The organism is Nocardia sp. NPDC051833, assembly GCF_040681225.1.
Lineage (GTDB): Bacteria > Actinomycetota > Actinomycetes > Mycobacteriales > Mycobacteriaceae > Nocardia.
On sequence record NZ_JBFAYK010000001.1, the window covers coordinates 3,193,271 to 3,219,089 of the forward strand.

General features: G+C 69.0%; 24 protein-coding genes. 10 read left to right on the plus strand and 14 right to left on the minus strand.

What is annotated here, in order from left to right; all coding sequences use genetic code 11:
• Positions 1–28 precede the first annotated feature (28 nt).
• Complete coding sequence (locus AB0L91_RS14535) at positions 29–1,189, plus strand: acetyl-CoA C-acetyltransferase (protein ID WP_357346610.1); 1,161 nt, start codon at positions 29–31, stop codon at positions 1,187–1,189.
• A 54-nt stretch (positions 1,190–1,243) separates the two neighbouring features.
• Here AB0L91_RS14535 and AB0L91_RS14540 read toward each other — a convergent pair whose 3' ends face one another.
• Positions 1,244–1,579: a hypothetical protein gene (locus tag AB0L91_RS14540; RefSeq protein ID WP_355270813.1), complete on the minus strand. Its 336-nt coding sequence runs from the start codon at positions 1,577–1,579 to the stop codon at positions 1,244–1,246.
• Positions 1,580–1,758: 179 nt separating this feature from the next.
• Between AB0L91_RS14540 and AB0L91_RS14545 the strand changes: the two genes are divergently transcribed.
• The gene (locus AB0L91_RS14545; protein ID WP_365010090.1) at positions 1,759–3,729 is read left to right on the plus strand and encodes a molybdopterin-dependent oxidoreductase; all 1,971 of its coding nucleotides are present in this window, start codon (positions 1,759–1,761) and stop codon (positions 3,727–3,729) included.
• A 10-nt stretch (positions 3,730–3,739) separates the two neighbouring features.
• On the opposite strand, the gene AB0L91_RS14550 is transcribed toward AB0L91_RS14545, so the two are convergent.
• The 6 genes from AB0L91_RS14550 to AB0L91_RS14575 form a co-directional block, all read right to left on the minus strand.
• Complete coding sequence (locus AB0L91_RS14550; protein WP_365010093.1) at positions 3,740–4,990, minus strand: arginine deiminase; 1,251 nt, start codon at positions 4,988–4,990, stop codon at positions 3,740–3,742.
• A gap of 26 nt (positions 4,991–5,016) precedes the next feature.
• On the minus strand, positions 5,017–6,456 hold the full coding sequence (locus AB0L91_RS14555) for a basic amino acid/polyamine antiporter (RefSeq protein ID WP_365010096.1): 1,440 nt from the start codon (positions 6,454–6,456) through the stop codon (positions 5,017–5,019).
• Between the two features lie 365 nt (positions 6,457–6,821).
• Positions 6,822–7,907 (minus strand): nitronate monooxygenase, encoded by a 1,086-nt coding sequence (locus AB0L91_RS14560; protein WP_365010098.1) that lies wholly within the window; start codon positions 7,905–7,907, stop codon positions 6,822–6,824.
• A complete protein-coding gene (locus AB0L91_RS14565) occupies positions 7,904–8,650 on the minus strand; it encodes a CoA-transferase (protein ID WP_357346259.1) in 747 nt (248 codons plus the stop codon). Before AB0L91_RS14565 ends, AB0L91_RS14560 begins: the two co-directional genes overlap by 4 nt.
• Positions 8,647–9,528 (minus strand): CoA-transferase, encoded by an 882-nt coding sequence (locus tag AB0L91_RS14570; RefSeq protein ID WP_357346260.1) that lies wholly within the window; start codon positions 9,526–9,528, stop codon positions 8,647–8,649. The genes AB0L91_RS14565 and AB0L91_RS14570 overlap by 4 nt, the downstream gene beginning before the upstream one ends.
• Before the next feature lie 5 nt (positions 9,529–9,533).
• The gene (locus tag AB0L91_RS14575; protein WP_355270823.1) at positions 9,534–10,298 is read right to left on the minus strand and encodes an enoyl-CoA hydratase family protein; all 765 of its coding nucleotides are present in this window, start codon (positions 10,296–10,298) and stop codon (positions 9,534–9,536) included.
• A gap of 69 nt (positions 10,299–10,367) precedes the next feature.
• Between AB0L91_RS14575 and AB0L91_RS14580 the strand changes: the two genes are divergently transcribed.
• The 5 genes from AB0L91_RS14580 to AB0L91_RS14600 all read left to right on the plus strand — a co-directional run bounded on the left by AB0L91_RS14580 (position 10,368) and on the right by AB0L91_RS14600 (position 15,112).
• Positions 10,368–11,144 carry an SDR family oxidoreductase gene (locus tag AB0L91_RS14580; RefSeq protein ID WP_355270825.1) on the plus strand — a complete coding sequence of 259 codons (777 nt, stop codon included), beginning with the start codon at positions 10,368–10,370 and terminating at the stop codon, positions 11,142–11,144.
• Positions 11,145–11,172: 28 nt separating this feature from the next.
• Entirely contained in the window at positions 11,173–12,087 is a 915-nt protein-coding gene (locus tag AB0L91_RS14585; protein WP_357346261.1) for an SDR family oxidoreductase, read from the plus strand.
• A gap of 201 nt (positions 12,088–12,288) precedes the next feature.
• Positions 12,289–13,554, plus strand: a complete 1,266-nt coding sequence (locus AB0L91_RS14590) for a hypothetical protein (protein WP_365010104.1) — start codon at positions 12,289–12,291, stop codon at positions 13,552–13,554.
• Between the two features lie 11 nt (positions 13,555–13,565).
• Positions 13,566–14,081, plus strand: coding sequence for an ImmA/IrrE family metallo-endopeptidase (locus tag AB0L91_RS14595; RefSeq protein WP_019044757.1), 516 nt, complete (start codon positions 13,566–13,568; stop codon positions 14,079–14,081).
• Entirely contained in the window at positions 14,078–15,112 is a 1,035-nt protein-coding gene (locus AB0L91_RS14600; protein ID WP_355270831.1) for a hypothetical protein, read from the plus strand. The genes AB0L91_RS14595 and AB0L91_RS14600 overlap by 4 nt, the downstream gene beginning before the upstream one ends.
• A 130-nt stretch (positions 15,113–15,242) precedes the next feature.
• On the opposite strand, the gene AB0L91_RS14605 is transcribed toward AB0L91_RS14600, so the two are convergent.
• Both AB0L91_RS14605 and AB0L91_RS14610 read right to left on the minus strand, forming a co-directional pair.
• Complete coding sequence (locus AB0L91_RS14605) at positions 15,243–15,659, minus strand: helix-turn-helix domain-containing protein (RefSeq protein ID WP_019044759.1); 417 nt, start codon at positions 15,657–15,659, stop codon at positions 15,243–15,245.
• 365 nt (positions 15,660–16,024) lie between these two features.
• Positions 16,025–17,188 (minus strand): steroid 3-ketoacyl-CoA thiolase, encoded by a 1,164-nt coding sequence (locus tag AB0L91_RS14610; RefSeq protein WP_355270832.1) that lies wholly within the window; start codon positions 17,186–17,188, stop codon positions 16,025–16,027.
• A gap of 132 nt (positions 17,189–17,320) precedes the next feature.
• Here AB0L91_RS14610 and AB0L91_RS14615 point away from each other — a divergent pair, with 132 nt between their 5' ends.
• Positions 17,321–18,619 (plus strand): cytochrome P450, encoded by a 1,299-nt coding sequence (locus tag AB0L91_RS14615; protein ID WP_365010108.1) that lies wholly within the window; start codon positions 17,321–17,323, stop codon positions 18,617–18,619.
• 60 nt (positions 18,620–18,679) lie between these two features.
• Here the strand turns inward: AB0L91_RS14615 and AB0L91_RS14620 are convergent, their stop codons facing one another.
• Genes AB0L91_RS14620 through AB0L91_RS14640 form a run of 5 tightly spaced genes read right to left on the minus strand, consistent with a single transcriptional unit; the run spans position 18,680 to position 23,158 of the window.
• Entirely contained in the window at positions 18,680–19,102 is a 423-nt protein-coding gene (locus tag AB0L91_RS14620; protein ID WP_365010111.1) for a nuclear transport factor 2 family protein, read from the minus strand.
• Positions 19,099–19,989: a TIGR03619 family F420-dependent LLM class oxidoreductase gene (locus tag AB0L91_RS14625; RefSeq protein WP_365010114.1), complete on the minus strand. Its 891-nt coding sequence runs from the start codon at positions 19,987–19,989 to the stop codon at positions 19,099–19,101. The genes AB0L91_RS14620 and AB0L91_RS14625 overlap by 4 nt, the downstream gene beginning before the upstream one ends.
• Positions 19,986–21,155 (minus strand): thiolase domain-containing protein, encoded by a 1,170-nt coding sequence (locus tag AB0L91_RS14630; RefSeq protein WP_365010116.1) that lies wholly within the window; start codon positions 21,153–21,155, stop codon positions 19,986–19,988. Before AB0L91_RS14630 ends, AB0L91_RS14625 begins: the two co-directional genes overlap by 4 nt.
• Positions 21,152–22,177, minus strand: a complete 1,026-nt coding sequence (locus AB0L91_RS14635; RefSeq protein ID WP_357346265.1) for a thiolase domain-containing protein — start codon at positions 22,175–22,177, stop codon at positions 21,152–21,154. The genes AB0L91_RS14630 and AB0L91_RS14635 overlap by 4 nt, the downstream gene beginning before the upstream one ends.
• A 9-nt stretch (positions 22,178–22,186) precedes the next feature.
• Positions 22,187–23,158, minus strand: a complete 972-nt coding sequence (locus AB0L91_RS14640) for an OB-fold domain-containing protein (RefSeq protein ID WP_357346266.1) — start codon at positions 23,156–23,158, stop codon at positions 22,187–22,189.
• A 61-nt stretch (positions 23,159–23,219) separates the two neighbouring features.
• On the opposite strand from AB0L91_RS14640, the gene AB0L91_RS14645 reads away from it, so the two are divergent.
• On the plus strand, positions 23,220–24,257 hold the full coding sequence (locus AB0L91_RS14645; protein WP_355270843.1) for an LLM class F420-dependent oxidoreductase: 1,038 nt from the start codon (positions 23,220–23,222) through the stop codon (positions 24,255–24,257).
• Positions 24,258–24,279: 22 nt separating this feature from the next.
• Positions 24,280–25,815, plus strand: coding sequence for an acyl-CoA synthetase (locus tag AB0L91_RS14650; protein ID WP_357346267.1), 1,536 nt, complete (start codon positions 24,280–24,282; stop codon positions 25,813–25,815).
• Positions 25,816–25,819: the final 4 nt, after the last annotated feature.

A 25,819-nucleotide genomic window follows, 5' to 3' on the forward strand; every position in this document is an offset into this window, starting at 1 on the left:
ATCCGCCGAGCGCCGCCCCTACGCCCCGTTGCGGGAGGCCTATGTGATCGATGCGGTGCGTACCGCGGTCGGCAAGCGCGGTGGCGCGCTGGCCGAGGTGCACTCCGCCGATCTCGGCGCGGCCGCGCTGCGTGGTCTCGTCGAGCGCACCGGCATCGACCCGGCGATCGTCGACGACGTGATCGTCGGCTGTGTCGACAACCTCGGCCCGCAGGCGGGCAACATCGGCCGCACCATGTGGCTGGTCGCCGGCTACCCCGAGGAGGTGCCCGGCGTCACCGTCGACCGGCAGTGCGGTTCCAGCCAGCAGGCGATCAACTTCGGCGCGCAGGCCATCATGAGCGGTACCGCCGAGGTCATCGTGGCAGGCGGCGTGCAGAACATGAGCGCCATCCCGATCGGCGCCGCCATGCTCGCGGCCAAGCCGTACGGCTTCGAGTCCTCGTTCATCGGCGCGAAGGGCTGGGACTCGCGCTACGGCACCGGCGAGGTCTCCCAGTTCAAGGGCGCCGAGATGATCGCCGAGAAGTGGGGCATCAGCCGCGAGGACATGGAGCGCTGGGCGCTGCAGAGCCACGAGCGCGCCAAGGCCGCCATCGCCGAGGGCCGCTTCGACAACGAGATCGTGCCGGTCGGCGACTTCACCGTCGACCAGGGTCCGCGCGAGACCAGCCTGGAGAAGATGGCCTCGCTGCAGCCGCTGTCGGAGGGCAGCCCGCTCACCGCGGCGGTCGCCAGCCAGATCTCCGACGGTGCCAGCGCGACGCTGCTCGCCTCGGAGTGGGCGGTCAAGGAGTACGGCCTCACCCCGCGCGCCCGCATCCATCACGTGAGCGCGCGCGGCGCCGACCCGATCTTCATGCTCAGCGCGCCGATCCCGGCGACCCAGTGGGCGCTGGAGAAGACCGGCCTGACCATCGACGACATCGACGTCATCGAGATCAACGAGGCCTTCGCGCCCGTGGTCCTGGCCTGGATCAAGGAGATCGGCGCCGATCCGGCGAAGGTGAACGTCAACGGTGGCGCCATCGCGCTCGGTCACCCGCTCGGCGCGACCGGCGCCAAGCTGTTCGCCACGCTGCTCAACGAGCTGGAGCGGGTGAACGGTCGCTACGGCCTGCTCACCATCTGCGAGGGTGGCGGCACGGCGAACGTGACGATCATCGAGCGGCTGGACGCGGACAAGTAGTTCCGGACGAAGTCTGGTGGTCCTCGGCGGATTCCGCCGGGGACCACACCTCGTTCACCACCAATAGGTCACGACATCCCAGCGTTGGAGTGTCCCGGGGAAATCGCAATGGGCCCAGGACTGCTGGCCATCCCACGCGATCGGGCCGCGGCGTTCGTAGGTGGCCCAGCTGCTGCCGAACCAGCCCCACCAATGCCTGCATTCGATCCGCACCTGATGCCGGACCGGCCAATAGCACTGTGAGTACGCCGACGTGTTGTTGATCGGATACGCCGAGCATCCCGACGGACCCCACTGCGCCTGTACCGGCGCCGCACCCATCACCACCCCCGCGCCGAGCAGCATCGCCGCCGACGCGCTGACCACCATCTTCTTGCCGAGCTTTATCATCTCCTACCTCCCACCGAGCGTGGGGGCACGACGCCCCGACCTGTGACAGGGCCTCCGCGCATCTCGTGCTCCGACGGCGCCACAGCCGTGAAACCGTCCTTACGTGACTTACATCACATTCCGGGCGGTCGGTGTTACCGCTGTCGGCCGCCGGGCGGCTGTCGTACCCCCGGCCTACGATGGGTCGGGTGAAGGTGCTCGGTGCGTGCCCGCTCGATTGCCCCGACGCGTGCTCGTGGGTGGTGACCGTCGAGGACGGTGCGGCCACCGCGCTGCGGGGGAACAAGGAGCACCCGGTGACCCGGGGCGCCTTGTGCGTCAAGGTCAATCGCTATCTGGAGCAGGTCGGCTCGCCCGACCGGCTGCGCTATCCGCTGCGCCGGGTCGGGCCCAAGGGCTCGGGCCGCTTCGAGCGGATCAGCTGGGACGACGCGCTCGACGAGATCGCCACCCGGCTCACCGGCATCATCGACGAATTCGGCGGCGAGGCGATCTGGCCGTTCCACGGCACCGGCAGCCTCGGCTATCTCCAGGGCCTCGAGGGCTATCCCGGTCGCCGGATGTTCAACGTGCTCGGTGCCTCGCACCACGCCGCGACGATCTGCTCGGTCGCCGGCGGCGCCGGCCTGCGCTACACGCTCGGTACCTCCGGCGGCATGGATCCCGAGGATTTCGCGAAGTCGGAGCTGATCCTGCTGTGGGGCACCAACCCGCTCACCTCCGGGCACCACCTGTGGAAGTTCGTCCAGGACAGCGGCGCCTACCTGGTGTCGATCGATCCGGTGCGCACCAAGACCTCCGAACGCTGCGACGAGCACATCGCGCCGCTGCCCGGCACCGACGCCGCGCTCGCGCTCGGGCTGCTGCACGTCATCGTCTCGCTCGGCGCGCAGGACGAGCGCTTCCTCGCCGAGCACACCGAGGGCTGGCCCGAATTCCGCGACCGCGTCCTGGAATTCACCCCCGAGCGCACCGCGGCGATCACCGGCGTGCCGCAGGAGCGGATCGTCGCACTCGGTGAACGGATCGCCCGCACCAGGCCGACCGCCATCCGCGCCTCCCAGGGAATGCAGCGGCACGCGGGCGGCGGCATGGCCCTGCGGGTGCTGGCCTGCCTGCCCGGCGTCACCGGCGACTGGGCGATTCCCGGTGGCGGACTGCACTATTCGACCAGCGGCCACTTCCGGCTCGACGACGCCGCGCTGGTCCGCGACGACCTCCTGCCGCACCCGGTCCGCACCCTGTCGATGACCCGGCTCGGCGAAGCCCTGCTCGAGACCGAAAACCCGCCGGTCAAGGCGCTGTTCGTGATCGGCGCGAACCCGGTCGGCTCCAACCCCGACCAGCGCCGGGTGATCGAAGGACTCTCCCGAGACGACCTGTTCACCGTCGTGCTCGAGCACTTCGGCACCGACACCGTCGACTACGCCGACATCGTGCTGCCCGCCACCATGCAGCCCGAACACCTCGACGTGATCGCGGGCTACGGCCACCTCTACCTGGTCTGGAACGAACCCGCCGTCGAACCGCCGGGCGAATGCCTGTCCACCACCGAGACCTTCCGCAGGCTCTCGCGCCGCCTCGGTCTCACCGAACCGGCGCTCTACGACTCCGACGAGGAACTGGCCAGGCAACTGCTGAAGGGCCACGACCTGGACCGGCTCCGCGCCGACGGCTTCCTGAAGATCCAGCCCGGCTCGGTCCCGGCGGGCAAGCTGCAATTCGTCTCGGCGCGTGCCGAACTGGCGGGCCACGATCCGCTCCCGGACTACACGCCACCGGCCGACCAGGGCGACGGGCTGGTGCTGATCTCCGCCGCCTCGCACTACTTCCTGAACACCTCCTTCGGCGGCAATCCCGAATTACGCCGCCGGGCAGGCGAATCCACCATCACCCTGCACCCCGACGACGCCGCCACGCGCGGCATCGCCGACGGCGCCGACGTGCTGGTGTCCAACGCGCGCGGATCGTTCGAGGCCGTGGCCGAGGTGTCGGACCGGGTCCGGCCGGGCGTCGCGGGCACCACGAAGGGCCGCTGGGCCAAGTTCACCAACGGTGCCACCGTCAACGCGACCATCGCCGAACGGGATTCGGACTACGGCGGCGGCGCGGTCTTCCACGACAACCGGGTCGAGGTGCGTCCGCGCTGATCCGCCGGGCTCAGAACTCCACGGCGTCGCGGATCAGCGGGCAGGTCATGCAGTGGCCACCGCCGCGACCGCGACCGAGTTCGGCGCCGACGATGGTGATCACCTCGACGCCTTCCTTGCGCAGCGCCGCGTTGGTGTGGGTGTTGCGGTCGTAGGCGAACACGACACCCGGCTCGACGGCGACGAGGTTGTTGCCGCTGTCCCACTGCTGGCGTTCGTTGGCGTAGTAGCCGCCGCCGGTCTCCACCACCCGCAGCTTCGGCAGCTTCAGCGACTCGGCCACCACGTCGAGGAACGGCGCGGTCTCCTCGGTCACCTCGACACCGGGGGCACGGTCGCTGGGCCGCAGGGAGAACGGGTGGATGCCGTAGACGATGTCGGGGTAGACGGTGACCAGATCGCGGTCGGCGAAGGTGAACACGGTGTCGAGGTGCATGGCCGAGCGTAGCTTCGGCATCCCGGCCACGATCACCCGCTCGGCGGCGCCCGCCGCGAACAGCGCCGCGGCCACCTGGGTGATCGCCTGCCGCGACGTCCGTTCGCTCATCCCGATCAGGACCACCCCGTTGCCGACCGGCATCACGTCGCCACCCTCGAAAGTCGCCAGCCGCCAATCCCGTTCGGGGTCGCCCCACCAGACCTTCGCGCCGGTGAAGTCGGGATGGAAGGCGTAGATCGCGCCCATCAGCAGCGTCTCGTCGTGCCGGGCGGGCCAGTACAGCGGATTGAGCGTCACACCGCCGTAGAGCCAGCAGGTGGTGTCGCGGGTGTAGAGGGTGTTCGGCAGCGGCGGCATCAGGTACTCGCGGACACCGGTCTGCTCGCGCGCCAGCGCCAGGTAGCCGGAACGGAATTCCGCGGGCAGGTCCGCGGTCGCGAGGCCGCCGATCAGGTAGGTCGCCAGGGTGCGGTCGTCGAGCGAGTCCAGGTAGGCCCTGGTGTCGTCGATCAGCCCGAGCCCGACCTCGTCGGCCACGATCTTGCGATCCAGCATCCAGTCCTTCGCGCCGGGCACGGCCATCGTCTCGGCGAGCAGATTGTGCAGCTCGACCACCTCGACGCCGCGGTCACGCATCTTGGTCATGAAGTCGAAGTGGTCGCGTTTGGCGTTCTGCACCCACAGCACATCGTCGAAGAGCAGGTCATCGCAGTTGGTCGGGGTGAGCCGCTCGTGGGCCAGGCCGGGCGCGCAGACCAGCACTTTGCGCAGCGTGCCGACCTCGGAATGGACGCCGAACGCGGTGGCGGGGGTTCCAGTCATTTCTGCTCCTCGAAAGATCGACGGACTCAGATCGAGATGGCTCCGGTCGCCAGGCCGACGATGCCGACCACGGCGCCGAGGGCGACGGCGGCGAACAGCACCGCCTCCCAGGGTGAGAACGCCCGCTTGCCCGCCTCGCGACGGGTCAGGACGAACAGGAGGGTGCCGGGCGCGTAGATGATGCACGACAGCAGCAGGAACTCGAGTCCGGCCGCGACGAGCATGAACGCGGTGTAGAACGTGGCGACGAAGGCGATGAGGAGCTCTTTGGTGCGGTCGCCCGGCTGGATCCGCTCGTAGGTCTCCCTGGTGTAGGCGAGCTTGAGCGCGTAGGCCGCGGCCAGCAGGTACGGCACCAGCGACAGCGAACTGCACAGCTTGAGGGTGAAGGTGAAGGCGTCGTCCGAGAACAGTGTCGTGACCAGCACGATCTGGATCAGCACCGTGGTGAAGACCAGCGCGACCGCGGGCACATCGGCGTTGTTGACCCGAGCCAGGAACGACGGCATGTCCCGGTCCTTCGCCGCGACGAACAGCACCTCGGCGGCCATCAGCGTCCAGGCCAGGTAAGCGCCGAGAACCGAGATGATCAGGCCGATGCTGATGAACCAGGCGCCCCAGGTGCCGACGGCGGATTCGAAGACCGGCGACATCGAGGGCTGCTGCGCGGCGGCCAGTTCGTCGCGCGGCATGATGCCGAACGACACCATGGTCACCGACGCGAAAATGGCGAGCACGCTGACGAATCCGAGCACGGTGGCGCGGCCGATGTCCTCGCGCTTGCGCGCGTACCTGGAGTACACGCTCGCGCCCTCGATGCCGAGGAAGACGAAGACCGTCACCAGCATGGTCGAACGCACCTGTTCGACCAGCGATTCGGAGTACGCCTCGCCGCCCCAGAAGTTGTCCGCGAAGACACCGGGGTCGAAGTAGAACAGCAGCACCACGATGAACACCAGGATCGGCACCAGTTTGGCCACGGTGACGATCTGGTTGATGGTCGCGGCCTCCTGCACTCCGCGCAGCACCATGAAATGGAACGCCCAGATGCACACCGTCGACAGCAGCACCGCGGGCACGGTGTTGCCCTCGCCGAAGATCGGCAGCACCTGCCCGAGGGTGGACTTGATCAGCACCCAGTAGCTGACATTGCCGACGCAGGCGCTCGCCCAGTATCCGAACGCGGAGAAGAAGCCGAGGTACTCGCCGAACCCGGCCTTGGCGTAGGCGTAGACACCGGCGTCGAGGTCGGGCTTGCGCACGGCCAGCGTCTGGAAGACGAACGCCAGCATCAGCATTCCGGTACCGGCGATCGTCCAGGCGATGATCGCGCCGAATCCGCCGGTGGCCTGCCCGAAGTTGCGCGGCAGCGAGAAGACGCCGGCACCGACCATCGAGCCGACCACCATCGCCGACAAGGTCAGCAGCGGCATCTTCTTCGTCGCGGTCTGTTCCGAGGCTGTCATCGCGCTACTCCTCCGGATCGGTGGTGCCGGTGGGGCGGACGCGGGCCGAAGGATTCGGCAATCATCTCGCATACCAGCAGCGACGAGGCCGGAATTGCGGATGGCGACCGGTTTCCCCGCTACCTCCCACGGTGATATCGATGCCCGGCAAATTCTAGGCGACCGGATGACGTCGGCGACGGCTTCGAGCCCGTGTCGTGCTGGGTCGTGTGCGCGCGCCGAGCCCGAAAAGAGCACCGGACCCGGTGCGCACCTCGTGAGTGCGGCACCGGGTCCGGTGTTCGATCGCCCCATGGTGACCGACGGTTGGCTCTGGGCCGTCGATCGGGGGCGAGCTTGTGGTGGGAGCCGGGTACGGCTCCTGGTCAGTGGGCCTCGGCGGCAGGCTCGGTGGTCAGCGCCGAGACGGCCTCGATCCGGGCGACGGCGTCGGCGACGATCCCGTCGATCAGCTCGGCCACGGTCGGCAGGCTGTCGATGATGCCGGTGACCTGGCCCGCGGGCAGCACGCCCGCGTCGGTGCGGCCCTCGACGAGACCGGCCTTGGTCAGCATCGCCGAGTTCGCCGCCATGACGACCTGGGACCAGCTGAGGTCCTTGGTCTTGCGCATGGCGAGACCGTCGCGCATGATCGTCGACCACTTCATGCCGGTCATGGACTTGAACTTGGCCGCGTTGCCGACCGCCGCCGACAGTCCGCGCCAGCCGCCGGAATGCTCCAGCTTGTCGACCAATTCGGTGTTCAGCATCCGGTGCGGCATGCCGTCGACCTTCACCGAGACCACCGTGTCCTGCAGGCCGCGCGCCAGGTACTCCTGCTTCACGGCCTCGGGGACGGTGCTCTCCTGGGTGAGCAGGAAGCGAGTGCCCATCGCGACACCGGCCGCGCCGTAGGACAGCGCGGCGGCCAGGCCGCGCCCGTCGAAGAAGCCGCCCGCCGCGATCACCGGGATGTCGACGGCGTCGAGCACCGACGGCAGCAGCAGCGTGGTGGCGACCGGGCCGGTGTGCCCACCGCCCTCGCCGCCCTGCACGATCACCGCGTCGGCGCCCCAGGAGGCCACCTTCACCGCGTGCTTGGCGGCGCCGATCGACGGAACCACCACCACACCGGCGTCTTTCAGCTTGGCGATGAGGTTCTGCTTCGGCGCGAGCGCGAAGGAGGCGACCTTGACCTGCTCGCGGATGAGCAGGTCGATGCGCGCGGTGGCGTCGGTCGCGTCGGCGCGGATGTTCACGCCGAACGGCTTGGTGGTGAGCGACTTGGTCTTGGCGATCGCCGCCTCGAGCTCCTCGAAGGTCATCGTGGCCGAGGCCAGGATGCCGAGGCCGCCCGCGTTGGCGGTGGCCGCGACCAGGCGCGGACCGGCGACCCAGCCCATGCCGGTCTGCACGACCGGATGCTCGATGCCGACCAGCTCGGTCAGCGGAGTATGCAGCCGCGCGCTCACGCCGCCACTTCCTTCTCCCGGAAGCCCTTGGGGTCGAGCACGGTACGGATGATCCGCAGTTCTTCCTCGGAGGGCAGCCGGGTCTCGCCCGCGGTTCCCAGCTCGGCGACCTCGAAGGAGGTGTTCTCGGCGACCTCGTCGGCGCTCACGCCCGGATGCAGCGACAGCGCGCGCAGGGTGTGGTCGGGGCCGTTGAAGTCGAACACGCCCAGGTTGGTCACCACGCGGTGCAGGTGGTGGAAGCGGTAGGCCGGGTTCTCGGGATCGATGCGGTCGTAACCGATGCCGGAGATGATGTCGACCTGATCGACGAACACCCGCTTGTTGTGCCGGGGCACGAAGTAGCTGGTGGCGTGGTTGATGGTGTTGCCCGGCGCGCCGCGCACGCCGAACATCTGCCGGGTCGGCTGTTGCAGCGGACCGAAGGCCGACAGGTTCTGGTTGCCGAACCGGTCGATCTGGTTGGCGCCCATCACCACGTGCCGACGGCCGGAGGCGACCACGTCGAACACCTTGGAGAACGGAATCCAGCCCTCGACCGGGGCTTTCGCGCCGATCGCCGGAACCTCGGCGAAGAACAGCGCCTCGCCGTCGGACAGCAGCAGGTCGGGCTCGAAGGTGAGCCGGGCCAGCCGGGCACCGATGGTGGTGACCGTCGACATCGGGCTCGCCATGATCTCACCGGCTCCGCGGAAGATCTCTGCGGCGGCGACCACGCAGACTTCAGCACGGGTAATCGTCATAGCTTCTGCTCCTCGGCGAAAGCGGTAACAGCGGCCTGGTATTCGTCCTCGGAGACATCCAGGTAGCGAGCCTTGAACTCGGCCCACGACTCGGGAGTCGCCGCGGCGGCCACATAGTGCTTCTGGAACTTCTCGTCGCGGCCGTAGCTGCCGGAGAAGGTGAAGTGCGCGCCGCCGGGCGATTCGACGACGCCGTCGACCAGCATGCGGTTGAGGATGATCGACTGCTGCGGAACGGCTTTCACCAGTTCCTCGGTCTCGACGATGCGATCCACCGAGACGTAGCGCCGTTCGGCGGCCAGGCAGTAGAGATCGTCGAAGTACGGGTCGACGCCGGTGTAGGCGGCGTTGCCGTGCTTGTCGGCCAGATCCAGGTGCACGAAGGCGGCGTCGAGGTTCAGCGCCGGCATGGCGACGAGCGTCTCGGTCCGGCCGTCGGCGGCCGGGTACGGCGACTGGACCGTCGCCAGCTCGCCGTCCCAGAAGTCGATGACCGAGGAGCCGAGACCGGCCCGGATCGGCAGGAACGGCAGCCGGGCGGCCGCGGCCTGCAGACCGCACTTGACCATGCCCTCGTCCATCTCGCGCACGGTGATCGCGCCCTCGGTGCGCGCCTTGGCGAACCACGGATCGTAGAAGGGCGCCGAATCCAGCGAGACGAAGCCGTAGTACGCCTTGCGCACCTTGCCCGCCGAGCACAGCAGGCCCAGGTCGGGGCCGCCGTAGGTGACCACGGTCAGATCGGTGACGTCCGAGCGCAGCAGCGCGCGCACCAGCGCCATCGGCTTGCGCCGGGAACCCCAGCCGCCGATGCCGATGGTCATGCCGCTGCGCAGCTCGCCGACGACCTCGTCGAGCGTCATTCTCTTGTCGCGCATGGCGTCTACTTCTCCTTCTTCTGCGCGGCGAGATCGTCGTCGAAACGCGCCCGGATCTCATCGGCGACGCCGGCGAGGTTGAGCTCCATGGTGAAGCCCTGCTCGTAGCGGTAGGAGCGGTGCACGTCCTGCACGTCGATGCCGTTGAGCGCGCGCTTGGCGGCCCGGATCACGCGGCCGTCCTTGTTCGCGATGTTCTTGGCGACCTCCATGGCCGCGGCGTCGAGCTCGGCGCGCGGCACCACCTGGTACACCGAGCCGTAGTGGTGCAGCTGCTGGGCGGTGAGCTTGCCCGCGGTGTAGAACATGGTCCGCATCAGGTGCTGGGGGACCAGCCGGGCCAGGTGGGTGGCCGCGCCGAGCGCGCCACGGTCCACCTCGGGCAGGCCGAAGGTGGCGTCGTCGGAGGCGATGATCACATCCGAGTTGCCGACCAGGCCGATGCCGCCGCCGAGGCAGAAGCCGTTGACGGCGGTCACCACGGGGACCTCGCAGTCGTAGACGGCCGCGAAGGCGTCGAAGCAGCCGTGGTTCGCGCGGATCAGCGCGGTGTGGCCGGTGTCGGCGTTCATCTCCTTGATGTCGACGCCGGCGTTGAAGCCGCGGCCCTCGGCCCGCAGCACGACCACCCGGGTCTCCGGATTACGCCCGGCCGCCCGGACGGCGTCGGCCAGGGCGAACCAACCGTCGGACGGTAGTGCGTTGACCGGCGGGTAGTCGACAGTGACGACTTCGACGCCCTCGGTTTCGGTGTGACGGTTTATCCCCATCGCAAGTCCCATCGTGCGCGCCTCGGCGAACCCGAGACAAAGCAAGCAATTGCTTGGTAGGTTAGCACGGTGGCTGTAGAAATCGACCTTTCCGAGCAGATCGTTCTGGTGACAGGCGGAGTCCGCGGTGTCGGCGCCGGTATCAGCCGGGCCTTCCTCGCCGCGGGCGCGACCGTGCTGACCTGCGCGCGCAGGCCCGCCGACGAACCGATCACGGTGGGGGATCGCGGCACCGAACACCTCACCTGCGATGTGCGTGACCCCGACGCCGTCGCCGCGATGTTCGCCGAGATCGTCGCCAGGCACGGCCGGATCGACCATGTGGTGAACAACGCGGGCGGTGCCCCGTTCGCGATGGCCGACGCCGCGAGCCCCAAGTTCCACGCCAAGATCGTGGAGCTGAATCTGCTCGCGCCGCTGCTCATCTCGCAGCAGGCCAACGCGGTCATGCAGAAGCAGGACGCGGGCGGCTCGATCGTGATGATCACCAGCGTCAGCGGGCACCGGCCGTCGCCGGGCACCGCCGCCTACGGCGCCGCCAAGGCGGGCCTGGACAACCTGGCCACCTCGCTGGCCGTCGAATGGGCGCCCAAGGTTCGGCTCAACTCGGTGGTCGTCGGCCCGGTGGAGACCGAGCTCAGCCACCTGCACTACGGCGACGCCGACGGCGTGGCGGCCGTGGCGCGGACGGTGCCGCTCGGCCGCCTCGCCAACCCCGCCGACGTGGGCAACGCCGCGCTGTTCCTGGCCTCCCCGCTGGCCGCGCACGTCAGCGGCGCCACCCTGCTCGTCCACGGCGGCGGCGAACGCCCGGCCTTCCTGGACGCCGCCAACGCCAACCACTAGACCCACCGATAGACACAGGAGCTTTCACATGGACGACCAGCAGTTGATCTGCGCGGGCCGCACCGTCATCGTCACCGGCGCAGGCCGCGGGATCGGCCGCGCGCACGCGCTGGCCTTCGCCGCGGCGGGCGCGAAGGTGGTGGTCAACGATGTCGGCACCGCGCTCGACGGCGCCGCGACCACCGAGACCCCGGCCCAGCAGGTGGTCGACGAGATCGTCGCCGCCGGTGGCGAGGCCGTCGCCAACTACGACGACGTCGCCGACTGGGAGGGCGCCCGCAACCTGATCCGCCAGGCCGTCGACACCTTCGGTGGTCTGGACGTGCTGGTCAACAACGCCGGTTTCGTGCGCGACCGGATGCTGGTCAACCTGGGTGAGGACGAGTGGGACGCGGTGGTCCGCGTGCACCTCAAGGGCCACTTCGCCACCATGCGGCACGCGGCCGAGTACTGGCGCGGCGAGGCCAAGGCCGGTCGTCCGGTCGACGCCCGCGTCATCAACACCAGCTCCGGCGCCGGTCTGCAGGGCAGCGTCGGCCAGGGCAACTACGGTGCGGCCAAGGCGGGTATCGCCGGTCTCACCCTCACCGCTTCGGCCGAGTTCGGCCGCTACGGCGTGACCGTGAACGCCATCGCGCCCGCCGCCCGCACCCGGATGACCGAGACGGTCTTCGCCGACACCATGGCCGCCCCGGACGCGGGCTTCGACGCCATGGCGCCGGAGAACATCTCCCCGCTCGTCGTGTGGCTCGGCAGCACCGAGTCGGCGGGCGTGACCGGCCGGATGTTCGAGGTCGAGGGCGGAAAGGTGGCGCTCGCGCAGGGCTGGCGGCACGGCGCCCCGGTCGACCGCGGTGCCCGCTGGAACCCCGCTGAGCTGGGTCCGGTGGTGGCCGAACTGATCGAGAAGAGCACTCCGCCGGAGCCGGTGTACGGCGCATAGCAAACTCTATGAGCGCAGGCCGGGGAAACCTCCCCGGCCTGCGCTTATGGCATGTCACACACGTTCAGGGGGCTGGACGACTCTTGCTCTCTTCTGCGTGGAATCAGGGGTGGGTTTACTATGGGCTACTGTTCGTCGATCCCGGAATGTGTCGCGACCGGGGGTAATGCTGCGCTGAAAAACTAAGGGGATGACAAGCGCATGGCCGTTGGTCGCATCTTGCGCGTACTTGCCGCTGCGAGCGTGCTGGCCGGTTCCGCTCTACTGGGTCCGGCGGTAGTCGCCGTCGCCGCGCCGGAGAAACCGCCGACTCCCGCCGCGCAGGCGCCGGGGAGTGGCAGCAGCGGCCAGGACGACAACAGTCCGAACAACGGTGGTCAGAACACCGGCAAGCCCACCGAACTGCGCCTCCCCAGCGGTTCCGGTGCCGGCACTCAGGGCAACAACAACGGTCAGAGCGGCGCCGACGGCACCACCGGGCCCGGCCAGGCCGATCCGCAGCGCCCCTCGGGTGCGCCGGTCGCCGGCGAGGGCGAGTGGCAGCCGCTGACCATCCCCGGCCAGGTCGCCCAGGACATCCCCAAGAAGGAAGTCGCCGGTTCCGGTTCCGCCGCGGGTTCCGCGGCCGCCGGTTCGGCGGCGGGCTCGGCGGCCGCGGGCGCGGTCCTCGGTACGGGCTCGGCCGGTCTCGGCCTGCTGCTCGGTTCCGGTTCGGCGGGTGTCGGCGCGATTCTCGGCACCGGATCGGCGGGCGTCGCCGCGGTCCTCGGTACCGGCTCGGCGGGCGCGGGCGCGGTCCTCGCGACCGGTTCGGCCGGTGCGGCCGCGATTCTCGGTACGGGTTCGGCCGGTGCGGCCGCGGTGCTCGGCACCGGTTCGGCCGCCGTCGGCTCGGCCGCGGTGGGCACCGGGTCCGCCACCCTCGGCCTCGGCTCCGCCCTGCTCGGCACCGGTTCGGCCGCGGTGGGCTCGGCCGGTATCGGTTCGGCCGCCGTCGGTTCCGCGGGCACTGGTTCGGCCGCGGTCGGTTCGGCTGCCGTCGGTTCCGCCGCGGTCGGCTCCGCCTCCCCGCTGCTGTTGCTGCTGCTGCTCCAGGTCCCTTCCGTCCCGGCCGCGCCGGCCCTGCCCTCGATCGCGATTCCGCCCGCGCCCGGCGCGCCGTCGGTCTCCGCCCCGAATATCGCTGTGGCAGCACCGGTTCCGGCCGCGGCGCCGCCCGCGGTCGAGGCGCCCGCCGCGCCGCCCGCGGCCGCCGCGCCGGCGCCCGCCGCCAAGCCGAACCCCGAGTTCAAGCCGACCAGCGACAACAGCGGTCTGCCCGAACCGAAGCTGCTGTCGGTGATCGGCGGCCTGATCGCGTTGACCCTGGCCGGAACCGGTTCGGGCGCAGTGAGTTTCCAAGGTGCCGCGGCCGCCCAGGCACGGGTGAACGCGGCGCGTGCCGAATTCTTCGGACCGAGGTCGTGAGGGGATCTTCGATGAGCAAGAGCAAGACCCAGAGCACCTCCCGGTCCTACCGCCGCGTCGCCGCAGCGGTCGACGCGGTGTGCGCGGTCGCCGCCGACTCCGACGCGACCACCCTCGATGAGGTGGTCGCGGCGATCTCGCTGGAGCGGCAGCGTGAAATCGAGATCACCAGCGCGCAATTGGGCCCGGGCGTGTGCGGCCAGCGCCGGTTCTACCCGGAACGCGACATCATCGTCCTGGCCGATGCCCTGCCGAGCCGGGATCACACCCTCGCGCACGAACTCGGCCACATCGTCTTCGACCACGAAGGTGCCCCCGCGGTGGAGACGACGCTCGAGGTCAGCGACGACCTGATCGCCTACATGCTCAGTCAGCGCGCCCACGCGCAGATCGTCGACGACGGCGCCGACGATCTCGCCGAGTGGGAGGCCGAGACCTTCGCGGCCATGCTCATGACCCGGCTGCGCGTCTTCAACAACCGGGGCGCAGGCGTCTCGGTCCTTCGATTCGATGAGGCACTCGGATGACACTCTGGTTGACAGCCCTGCTGGTCTGGGTTGCCGCGGGTGCGCGAGTGGGTCGCGTGCTGGTGAAGCCCGCGACGACCGCCCGCGTCGCCATCGTCGTCGCGGTCGCCGCTGTCGCGCTCGCGTCGACCGTCGCGATTCCCGATATCGCGGTGGCCGTCGATAATCTGCTGCCCGGCGGGGTGCGTAGCGGGTGGTTGTCCACCGGCATCGTGGATTCGGCGTGGATTCTGTTCACCACCGCCACCTCGGTGGTCGCCTCGGCCGCGTGGCCGGTGGTCTCGCGGCGCAATCTGCGCCAGATCGCGATGGTGGTCTACGGCATCGGCGCGCTCGCCATCGCGATCACGCTGGGGTGGTCGTTCACCTTCGGCTGGATCGTGGTCGCGCTCGGCGCGGTGTTCATCGTGACCACCGGTCTGCGCAACCTGGATTGGACCACCCTGGGTCGCGGCATCGCGATCTACACGGCGGGAACGGCTTTGGTCGCCGTGCTCGCGGTCGCCAACGCGGGCCGCGCCTTCCAGCACGCCGAGCCGTCCCCGCCCGGCGAGCCGACCTGGGGCTGGCAGGCCTGGGAGATCGCGAGCCTGCTGATCGCGTTCGGCGCGGTGTCGATCGTGGTCGAGTTGTGGTGGCGGGCCCGGATTCTGCTGCGCCGGATCCGGCCGTTGCACAAGCTGATGGTCGGCCGCTTCCCCGATGTGGTCGCGCCCGAGCAGAACGCCACGTCGACGCAGCTCAAGGCGTCCGACCACGTGGCCCAGGTGATGGACGCGCTGTACCTGCTCTCCGGCAGCGGCATCGTCATCCCGGCGGCGGGCGAGCCGCCCGCGTCGGTACCGGAGCGGGCCGCGGTCGTCGCCGAGTGGGTGCGAGATCCGTTGGGGGACTTGTTCGTCGACGCGCGCTGGATCGCGCCCCCGCCCGGAGTGAGTCCGCGCGGCTGGGTGCTGGCGATCGCCTCCGAGTACGACTCGGCGGTCGCCGCCGCGGGCGCCGCGCCGAAGAGCGCCGCCGCTTCGAGCTGAAACGAGTACAGAGAACGGGCCTGAGCTGGTGGATCACACCGTCTCAGGCCCGTTCACTGTGCACGTATCCGTCTGTCACGGCCGGTCCCAGGACACCATCAGGTGCGTCAGGCCGACCGCTCTGTGGTTCCTATTCCGTTCCGTCCGGCGGAATTTCGGGCAAACCTTCGCTCGCCCGCAACTTCTCCGCCATGGAGGTGAGCAAATTCTGTGATTCTTCCGAGAGGTCGAATGCCCTGCTGGACAGTCGACGCAGCCCGTAGCCCTGCAGCTGCGCGAGCAGCTCCAGGTCGTGATCGATCTTGGCCGCGTAGATGTCGTTGAAGAAGTAGTCAGGCTTGACCTTGAAGAACTTCGCCAGGGCGGCCACCGTCTCGTCGGACGGGTTCGTTCGTTGTCCCGACCGCAGCTGCGAGAGATACGGCTTCGAGATCGGATGCCCGGAGGCAGTCAGCGCAGCCGCAACCTCTGCGTTGGTGTGCGGCTTGCGCCCCGGGGGATGCACGGTTTCGAACAGCTTGTTCAGCCGCGCCGCGAAATCAGCCATTGTGAGCCGCCCAATTCCCTTCACTGTACTAACAGTCGTTATCTCGGATACGTATCATTGATATTAGCGGCTCAGTAACTGAAAACCTACGCCTGATTCAGGATTTCTCTACGGTTTCCGACGCTCACCTGCGTGCAGGGGCCGCGACGGTCGCGTTTGCGGGTCACGCCAACGACTCTTGTGGAGCCGGAGGGTGCCCGGGTTCGTGCCCGTCGCGGGGTTCTTCAACCTTAGGTCGATGGTAGCCCAAAGTTAGCTGATGTCTCATGTTCCCCCTCGCCCCCTGGATTGTGTGGCGTACGACACGTTCCGGGCGCCCTGGGATGAATGTTCAACCTGGGCGCCCGGTTTCGGTGATCGTCAGTCTACAGGCGTTCGATGATCGTTCCGGTGGCGAGTGCGCCGCCTGCGCACATGAGCACCATGGCCGTGCCCTTGCCGGTTCGCTCCAGCTCGTGCAAAGCCGTCGTGATGAGCCGGGAGCCGGTGGAGCCGACCGGATGCCCGATTGCGATCGCACCGCCGTTGACATTTACCCGGTCCATGTCCGGCTGATGTACAGAAGCCCACGAAAGTGCGACGGAGGCGAATGCTTCATTGATCTCGAAAAGGTCGATATCCGAAATCTTCATTCCGGAGCGCTCGAGCAGCCGGGTGCACGCCTGCACCGGGCCGTCGAGGTGGAACTCCGGCTCCGCGCCGACGAGCACCTGGGTGCGGATGCGGGCCCGCGGGCGCAAACCCTTGTCGCGCGCGACGGTTTCGTCCATCAGCAGCACGGCGGCGGAGCCGTCGGAGATCTGCGACGAGGTGCCCGCGGTGTGGATGCCGTCGGCGACGACCGGCTTGAGCGCGGCCAGGCCCTCGAGCGTGGTGGCGCGCAAGCCCTGGTCCCTGGTCATCTCGAACTTCTCGCCGGTGGCGTTGCCCTCGCTGTCGAGCACCGGCGCCGAGACCGGGAGCACCTCGCGGTCGAAGCGGCCCTCGGCCCACGCCTGGGCGGCCAATTGCTGTGAGCGCAAACCGAATCCGTCGATATCGGCGCGGGTGATGCCGCGCCTGCGGGCGATTCGCTCGGCGGCGCCGAACTGGTCGGGCAGGTCGATCGACCACGACGCGGGCCTGCGCGGGCCCGCCTCGGTGCCGACGTTCGCGCCCAGCGGCACCCGGCTCATGGCCTCGACGCCACACGCCATGCCGACGTCGATCGCGCCGGTCGCGATGAGGCCGGCGATGAGGTGGTTGGCCTGCTGGGCCGAGCCGCACTGGGCGTCGATGGTGGTGGCGCCGGTCTGCCAGGGCAGGCCCGCGTGCAGCCACGCCACCCGGGTGACGTTGTTGGACTGCTCGCCCGCCTGGGTGACGCAGCCGCCGATCACCTGCTCGACCTCGGCCGGATCGATGCCGGCCCGATCGAGCAGCCCGCGCTGGGCCAGTCCGAGCAGTTCGGCCGCGTGCAGTCCCGAAAGCTGTCCGCGGCGCTTACCGATCGGAGTACGCACGGCCTCGACGATGACGGGTGTGCCCATCTGATTCTCCCTCGTAACTGCAACAAGTTCTGTTCCTGTGCCCAGGGTAAAACCGCGTGGTTCTTCCGTCACGGCAACCCCTGTGCTTGAATGATTGTAGAACGTGTTTCAGTTTGTCGAAGGAGACATCTGGTGGTAGATCCGCGCACCGAACACGCCGGCCCCGGTCACGCGACGGGTACCCGGCCGAACCTGCCGGACGGGTTCGACGTCACCGACCCCGATATCTACGCCGAGCGTGTCCCGGTGGAGGAGTTCGCCGAGCTGCGGCGGGCCGCCCCCATCTGGTGGAATGCGCAGTCGCCCGACGTCGGCGGTTTCCATGACGACGGCTTCTGGGTGGTGAGCAAGCACGCCGACGTGAAGGAAGTGTCGCGACGCAGCGATGTGTTCTCCACCTACGAGAACACCGCGATCCCGCGCTTCAACGACGACATCCAGCGCGAGCAGATCGAGCTGCAGCGCTTCGTCATCCTCAACAAGGACGCGCCGGAGCACACCAAGCTCCGCAAGCTGATCGCCAAGGGCTTCACCCCGCGCGCGGTCAACGGCCTGCGCGCCGAGCTGTCGGACCGGGCCGAGAAGATCGTCAAGGCGGCCGCCGAGGCGGGCTCGGGCGACTTCGTCACCCAGGTCGCCTGTGAGTTGCCGCTGCAAGCGATCGCCGAGCTGATCGGCGTGCCGCAGGAAGACCGGATGAAGGTCTTCGAGTGGTCCAACGACATGACCGGCTACGACGATCCCGACAATGTCGACATCGATCCGGTCGCCGCGTCGATGGAACTGCTCGGCTACTCGTACCAGATGGCCGAGGCGCGCAAGGCCAACCCGACCGACGACCTGGTCACCACGCTGATCGAGGCCGACGTCGACGGCGAGGCGCTCACCCCGGAGGAGTTCGGCTTCTTCGTCATCCTGCTCGCGGTCGCCGGTAACGAGACCACGCGCAACGCCATCAGCCACGGCATGGTCGCGTTCATGGAGAACCCCGACCAGTGGGAGCTCTTCAAGAAGGAGCGCCCGGCCACCGCGGTGGACGAGATCATCCGCTGGGCGACCCCGGTCACCTCCTTCCAGCGCACCGCGCTCGAGGACACCGAGCTCGGCGGCGTGCAGATCAAGAAGGGGCAGCGTCTGGTGATGCTGTACCGGTCGGCCAACTTCGACGAGGACGTCTTCGAGAACCCGGAGAAGTTCGACATCATGCGGGCCGACAACCAGCACCTGGCCTTCGGCGGCACCGGCGCGCACTTCTGCGTCGGCGCGAACCTGGCCCGGCTCGAGGTCGACCTGATCTTCAACGCGATCGCCGACCACCTGCCCGACATCACCAAGGTCGCCGACCCCAAGCGCCTGCGCTCGGGCTGGCTCAACGGCATCAAGGAACTGCCGGTCGACTACAAGACCTCCGGGTGCCCGGTAGCGCACTGATATCCCGGAAACGAAACAGCCCCGGACCGAAAGGTCCGGGGCTGTTCTCGTCGGTGCGGTTCAGGACACCTTGCGGGTGGTGGCCATGGCGCGGTCCACCTCCCAGAACGCGCGCAGGGCGGCGATCTTGCCCTCGGCGTCGACCCTGTAGGTGAACACGCCCTCGGCATCGATCACGTGACCCGCCATGGTGGTGCGGATCTTGCCGGTGAAGGCGATCTCGTTGCCGCAGGCGAAGGAGTCCTCGAAGAGGAACTCGATCGACTCGGTCAGCGCGATGGCCTTGTCCCAGAACGCGCCGATCGCCTCGTGGCCGCGATGGCCGACGCCCTCGGGGTCGAAACCCGAAGGGCCGACCGGATCTTCGACGATCCCGTCGGTCGCGAACAGGGCGATCCACGCCGCCCGGTCCCTGGCCCGCACCGCGGCCTGGGAGGCCAGGCCCGCCGCGCGCGCCGAGCGGTCCACCGTTGTCTCGGTCATGACTCGTCCTTCCCGATGATGGGGTCGGCGATGTACTTCGCGGCGAATTTGCGCAGCGAGTCCTGCTTGGCCGCCAGCTCGCCGTCGAAGCCGATCCCGTCGGAGAGCCACGGCACCACGATGGTGTCGGTGACGCCGGCGTCGGCCAGATCCTGGTAGCCGTCGCGACCGAACTTGTCGATGCACACGGCCTGGATCTCGAACGGCACGTCGGACCGGTCGTACTCCGCGCGCAGCTCGTGCAGGCTGGCGATGGTGGTGACCAGGTCGTCGAACTTCATCATCGCCGAGGTCCAGCCGTCACCGATCTTGGCGGCCCGGCGCAGCGCGGGGCCGGTGTGCCCGCCGACGTAGAACGGCACCCGCTCGCTCGGCGCCGGGCTGATCTGCAACTCGTCGAAGTCGAAGAACTCGCCGTGGTACTCGACCATGCCGCCGTCGAGCACCAGCCGGATGATCTCGATCATCTCGTCGACCCGGGCGCCGCGACGGGCGTAGGGGACCCCGCACCACTCGAATTCCTCGGGGGCCCAGCCGATCCCGATGCCGAAGCCGAAGCGGTTGCCCGACATGTTGGCGATCGAGCCGACCTGGCGGGCCAGCAGCAGCGGATTGCGCGAGCCGAGCTTGAGGACGTTGGTGTAGAACCGCAGCGTCGTGGTCACCGCGGCCATCGAGGCCGCGGCGATCAACGGGTCGACCCACGGCGTCTCCGGACCCCAGAACCGGCTGCCGTCCGGGGTGTACGGGTAGTCGGCCGCCTGGGACTTCATGTAGAACAGCGAGTCGGGCAGGCCGATCGAGGCGAATCCGCATTCTTCGGCCGTCTTGGCCAGCTCGGTGAGCTGGTCGAGCGGGCTCAGCGCGACACCGAGGGTGAACTTCATTCCGGTCGCTCGCTTCCCACGACCCACATCGAGAAGTACTGGGAGCCACCGCCGTACGCGTGGCCCATCGCCTTGCGGGCGTTCTCGACCTGGTAGTCGCCCGCGCGGCCCATGACCTGCTTGGCCGCTTCGGCGAAGCGGATCAGGCCGGAGGCGCCGATCGGGTTGGAGGAGAGCACGCCGCCGGACGGGTTCACCGGGATGCGGCCGCCGATCTCGGTCTCGCCCTTGTCGGTGAGCTTCCAGCCGTCGCCCTCGGCCGCGAAGCCCAGGTTCTCCAGCCACATCGGCTCGAACCAGGAGAACGGCACGTAGATCTCGGCGACGTCGATCTCCTCGAGCGGGTCGGTGATCCCGGCCGACTTCCACAGCGCGGCGGCCGCGTCCCGGCCCGCCTGCGGATTCACCTGGTCGCGGCCCGCGAAGGTGGTCGGCTCGGTGCGCATCGCGGTGCCGTGCACCCAGGCGACCTTCTTGCCCTGGGCCTCGACCACCGCGGCGGCCTCGGCATTGCCGATCACCAGGGCGCAGGCGCCGTCGGAGGACGGGCAGGTCTCGTCGAACCGGATCGGGTCCCACAGCATCTGCGAGGCCAGCACCGACTCCATGGTGATGTCGGGCTGGTGCAGATGGGCGAGCGGGTTCTTGGCGCCGTTGCGCCGGTCCTTCACCGCGACCATCGCGCCGATGTGCCCCGGGGCGTTGGAGCGGCGGATGTAGGAGCGCACGTGCGGGGCGAAGTAGCCGCCCGCGCCCGCGCCGACCGGCATGGTGAACGGCACCGGAATCGACAACGCCCACATGGCATTCGACTCCGACTGCTTCTCCCACGCGATCGCGAGTACCTTGCCGTGCACGCCCGCCTGCACCAGGTTGGCGGCCACGACACCGGTGGAGCCGCCGACCGAACCGGCGGTGTGCACGCGCAGCAGCGGCTTGCCGACGGCACCGAGGGCCTCGGCGAGATACAGCTCCGGCATCATGACGCCCTCGAAGTAGTCGGGCGCCTTGCCGACGACGACGGCGTCGATGTCGTCGATGGTCAGGCCCGCGTCGTCGAGCGCGCGATCGATCGCCTCACGGCACATGCCCGCCATGGACACGTCCGAGCGCTTCGTCACGTGATGGGTTTGGCCGGTGCCGAGCACCGCCGCGGGGAAGCTCATCGTGCCTCCGATTCCAGAACGGCGACCAGGTTCTGCTGCAGCGCGGGGCCACTGGTCGCATGAGCGAGGGTCCGGTTCGCGCCGCCGGAGATGATGGCGGTGGCGGCATTGCCGATCCGCTCCAGACCGGCCGCGAACATCGGGTTGGCGGCGAGTGCGCCGCCGGACGGGTTGATCGTGGTCCCGGCGGGCAGGCCGATGGCCTCGGCCAGGATCAGCTGCTGATGACTGAACGGCGCGTGCAGCTCGGCCAGGTCGAAGCCGGTGGTGTCGCCCCGGGTGGCCGCGGCGGCCGCCGCGGTGGCCGACGGCGCGCGGGTGAGGTCGCGTCCGCCTAGCGCCTGGGCATCGATGTTGTGCGCGATTCCGGTGATCCACGCCGGGCGCTCGCACAGTTCGCGGGCCCGATCGCCGACCGCGAGCACGATCGCGGCGGCACCATCGGTCACCGGCGCGATGTCGTGGGCGCGCAGCGGATCGGCGACATACGGCGCGGCCAGCAGTGCGTCGATGTCACCACCGGCGACGGCGGCCATCTCCTGCTCGGTCCAGCGGCCCGCGTCCAGCCCGGCCCTGGCCTGCAGACCCGCGATCGACACGGCGTCCGGCCACAGCGGCCCGACCAGGTACGGATCGAGCTGCATGGTCAGTACCTGCTGGATGGACGCCGCGGCCGAGGACTTGCCGAAGCCGTAGACGAGCGCGGTCTCGGCCTGGCCGGACAGCAGCTTCACCCACGCCTCGTACAGCGCCCAGGCCGCGTCCATCTCGACGTGCGACTCGTTGATCGGCGGCACGGCGCCGATCGCGTCGACCGCGGAGATGAACGAGAAGGCGCGACCGGCCAGGAAGTCCGACGACCCGGAGCACCAGAAGTCGATATCGGACTTGGTGATGCCGAGATCGGCGTAGAGCTGCTGGAAGCACGGCACGAGCATCTCGACGCCGTTGGTGGTGCCGAAGGTCTCCGGCACGTGCGGTGCGTGGGCGAATCCCACCACCGCGATTTCTGGTGTACTCAACGTCGCCTCTCAGAGGTGGTGCTGGTAGGACTCGTACGGGGCATCTGGCTCGCCGGACGGCCGGAAGTGATCGATATTGGCCAGCGCGTGGCCCCATTCCTCGCGGGGTTTCCACACCGCCTCGACCCGCATGCCCATCCGCACCTCCGACGCATCGCAGCCGAGAACCAGGTGCAGGAACGGGATGTCGGCGCCGTCGAGGAGCACGTAGGCGGCCACATACGGCGGCTTGATGCGCTGGCCGAGGAACGGCACGTTGACGATGCAGAAGGTGGTCACCGTGCCCCTGTCGGGCAGTTCCACCAGATCGTCGGTGGGCGTACCGTCGGTCGGGTTGGCCCCGCGCGGCGGGAAGTACACCTTGCCACCGGCCTCGGACCGGCCGCCGATCAGTTTGCCTTCGGCCAGACCGCGCAGGTAGACGCTCTCCTGAGGGGACGCGGTGTGCTTGTAGCTCAGATCGACGGGGGTGGTCAGCACGGTCACCGGCTCGGCGGGGTCGCCGGCGGGTGCCGCCTGCTCGACGGTCTCGCCCGGCTCGAAGCAGGCGATATCGGTGATGCTGCCGGTCGGCTCGTCGGCCCACCGGACACGCACCCGCATTCCGGTGTGCACTTGCGCGGGGTCGGTCACGTCCAGCGCGTGCAGCAGTGCCGTGTCGGCACCGTCGAGCTGGATCAACGCCCATGCGAACGGGCGGTCGAACGGCTGTCCTTGCAGCGGTTCGGCCACCCACGTCCACGACTGCACCGTGCCGGTCGGCGCGACCTCGACCAGCTCGGCCAGCGGGGCCGAGGTGATCGGGTCGTATTCCTGCGCCGGCACCAATACCCGGCCGTCACTGCCGCGCACGCCGAGTATCCGGCGGTCGCGCAGTCCGGTCAGGAAGGCGCCGATGATGGGTCCGACGGACCTGGTGTAGTCGAACTGCACCCGAAGGGGTGCACTCAATACTTCCACTGCGGTATTCCCCTGGGTCACGATATCGAGTAGAACAGGTTCTTATTCTGCTGGCAAGGATTCGCCGGAAAGGGCGTCGGTCATGAAATTCGGACTGCAACTCGGTTACTGGGGTGCGCAGCCGCCCGCCAACGCAGGCGAGCTGGTGATCGCGGCCGAGGAAGCGGGCTTCGACGCCGTGTTCGCGGCCGAGTCGTGGGGCTCGGACGCCTTCACGCCGCTGGCCTGGTGGGGCTCGTCGACCGAGCGGGTTCGCCTCGGCACCTCGGTCGCGCAGCTCTCGGCCCGCACGCCCGCCGCGGCGGCGATGCACGCGCTCACCCTCGATCACCTCAGTGGCGGCCGGGCCATTCTCGGCCTCGGTGTCTCCGGGCCGCAGGTGGTGGAGGGCTGGTACGGGCAGCCGTTCGCGCAGCCGCTGCGCCGCACCCGCGAGTACGTCGACATCGTGCGCCAGGTGCTGGCCCGCGAGGCCCCGGTGACCTCCGACAGCAAGTACTACGGCCTGCCCTACGCCGGTCCCGGCGCCACCGGCATGGGCAAGCCGCTCAAGCCGATCGTGCATCCGCTGCGCGCCGACCTGCCGATCTGGCTGGGTGCGGAGGGTCCGAAGAACGTCGCCCAGACCGCCGAGATCGCCGACGGCTGGCTCGCGATCTACTACGCCCCGCGCCTGGCCGGCATGTACAACGAGTGGCTCGACGAGGGCTTCGCGCGGCCCGGCGCCCGGCGCAGCAGGGCCGATTTCGAGATCGCCGCCAGCGCGCAGGTGGTCCTCACCGACGACCCGGCCGCCGAGATCGAGCGGATGCGCTGGGTGACCTCGCTCTACATCGGCGGCATGGGCGCGCCGGAGCTGAACTTCCACGCGCAGGTCTACAAGCGGATGGGGTACAGCGCCGAAGTCGACGAGATCTCCGCGCTGTTCCAGGCGGGACGCAAGGCCGAGGCCGCCGCCGCGGTGCCCGACGAGCTGATCACCGACACCGCGATCTTCGGCGACGAGGCGCACGTCCGCACGCGACTGAAGGAATGGGAGGACGCCGGCGTGACGATGATGCTGATCTCGGTTTCCGACGCCGAACAACTTCGTCGGCTTCAAGCCCTTGTAACCGAGTAGAACAGGTTCTAAATTCGATGGGGTGAGCAGCCAGCAGACAACGGAAGTCCTCGGACTGTGGAATATCGCCGCGGCCGATCCCGAGCGGATCGCCGTCGTCGACCCGGACGGCAGGGAGATCACCTATCGAGAATTGGCCACCCTCGCCAACCGCTACGCCAACGGACTACGCGGCATCGGATTGCGCACCGGCGACGTGGTCGTCAGCATGCTGCACAACGGTGTGGAGGCGATCGCCGCGTACTTCGCCGCCTATCAGGCGGGGCTGTACATCGTCGCGGTGAACTGGCACCTCACCGCGCCGGAGATCGCCTACATTCTCGGCGACAGCGAGGCCGCGGCCTTCCTGGCCAGTGAGCGGTTCGCCGCCACCGCCGCCGAGGCCGCCGACCTCGCGAACCTGCCCGCCGACGCCCGCTTCTCGGCGGGCACCATCGAGGGCTTCCGCCCGGTGTCGTGGCTCGGTGCCGCCGACACCGGCCGCCCCGACGAGCGCTCGGTCGGCGCGCCGATGCTCTACACCTCGGGCACGACCGGTCGCCCCAAGGGCGTTCGCCGCCCGCTGACCGGCGCCGATCCCGACCAGGTCCCCGCGCCGAACAAGGCCTTCTTCGCCCTGTTCGAGCTCGCGCCCTACGACGAGCACGTGCACATCTGCGGCTCGCCGCTCTACCACACGGCCGTGCTGAACTTCTCGACCATCTCGATCCAGATGGGCCACAAGCTGGTGCTGATGGATCGCTGGGACGCCGAGGACATGCTCGCGCTGATCGAGCGGCACAAGGTGACGCACAGCCACATGGTGCCCACCCAGTTCCATCGCCTGCTCGCCCTGCCCGAGGACGTGCGCGCCCGCTACGACGTGTCCTCGCTGCGCAGCATGGTGCACGGCGCCGCGCCGTGCCCGCAGGCGACCAAGCGGCAGATGCTCGAGTGGTGGGGTCCGGTCGTCACCGAGTACTACGCGGCCACCGAGGGCGGCGGCACGGTGATCAACGGGACCGAGTGGCTGAACAAGCCCGGCTCGGTCGGCAAGGCCTGGCCGTGGTCGGTCATCAAGATCCTCGACGAGACCGACGGCTCCGAACTGCCCGCGGGCAAAGAGGGCATGGTCTACATGAAGATGGGCGCGTCCAGCTTCGAGTACCACCACGCCAAGGAGAAGACCGAGGAGTCGCGCGTCGGTGACCTGTTCACCGTCGGCGACATCGGCTACCTCGACGAGGACGGCTACCTGTTCCTCTGCGACCGCCGCTCCGACCTGATCCTGTCCGGCGGCGTGAACATCTACCCGGCCGAGATCGAGGGTGTGCTGATGAGCCACCCGAAGGTGGCCGACGTGGCGGTTCTCGGTGTGCCCGACCCGGATTGGGGCCAGCAGGTCAAGGCGTTCGTGCAGCCGGTCGACGGCGCCGCGGGCGACGACGCGCTCACCGCCGAGATCCTCGAGTTCGCGGCCGGTCAGCTCGCCAAGTACAAGCTGCCCCGCACGGTGGAATACCGCGCGGAGCTGCCCCGTGATCCCAACGGCAAGCTGTACAAGCGCCGCTTGCTCTGAAAGA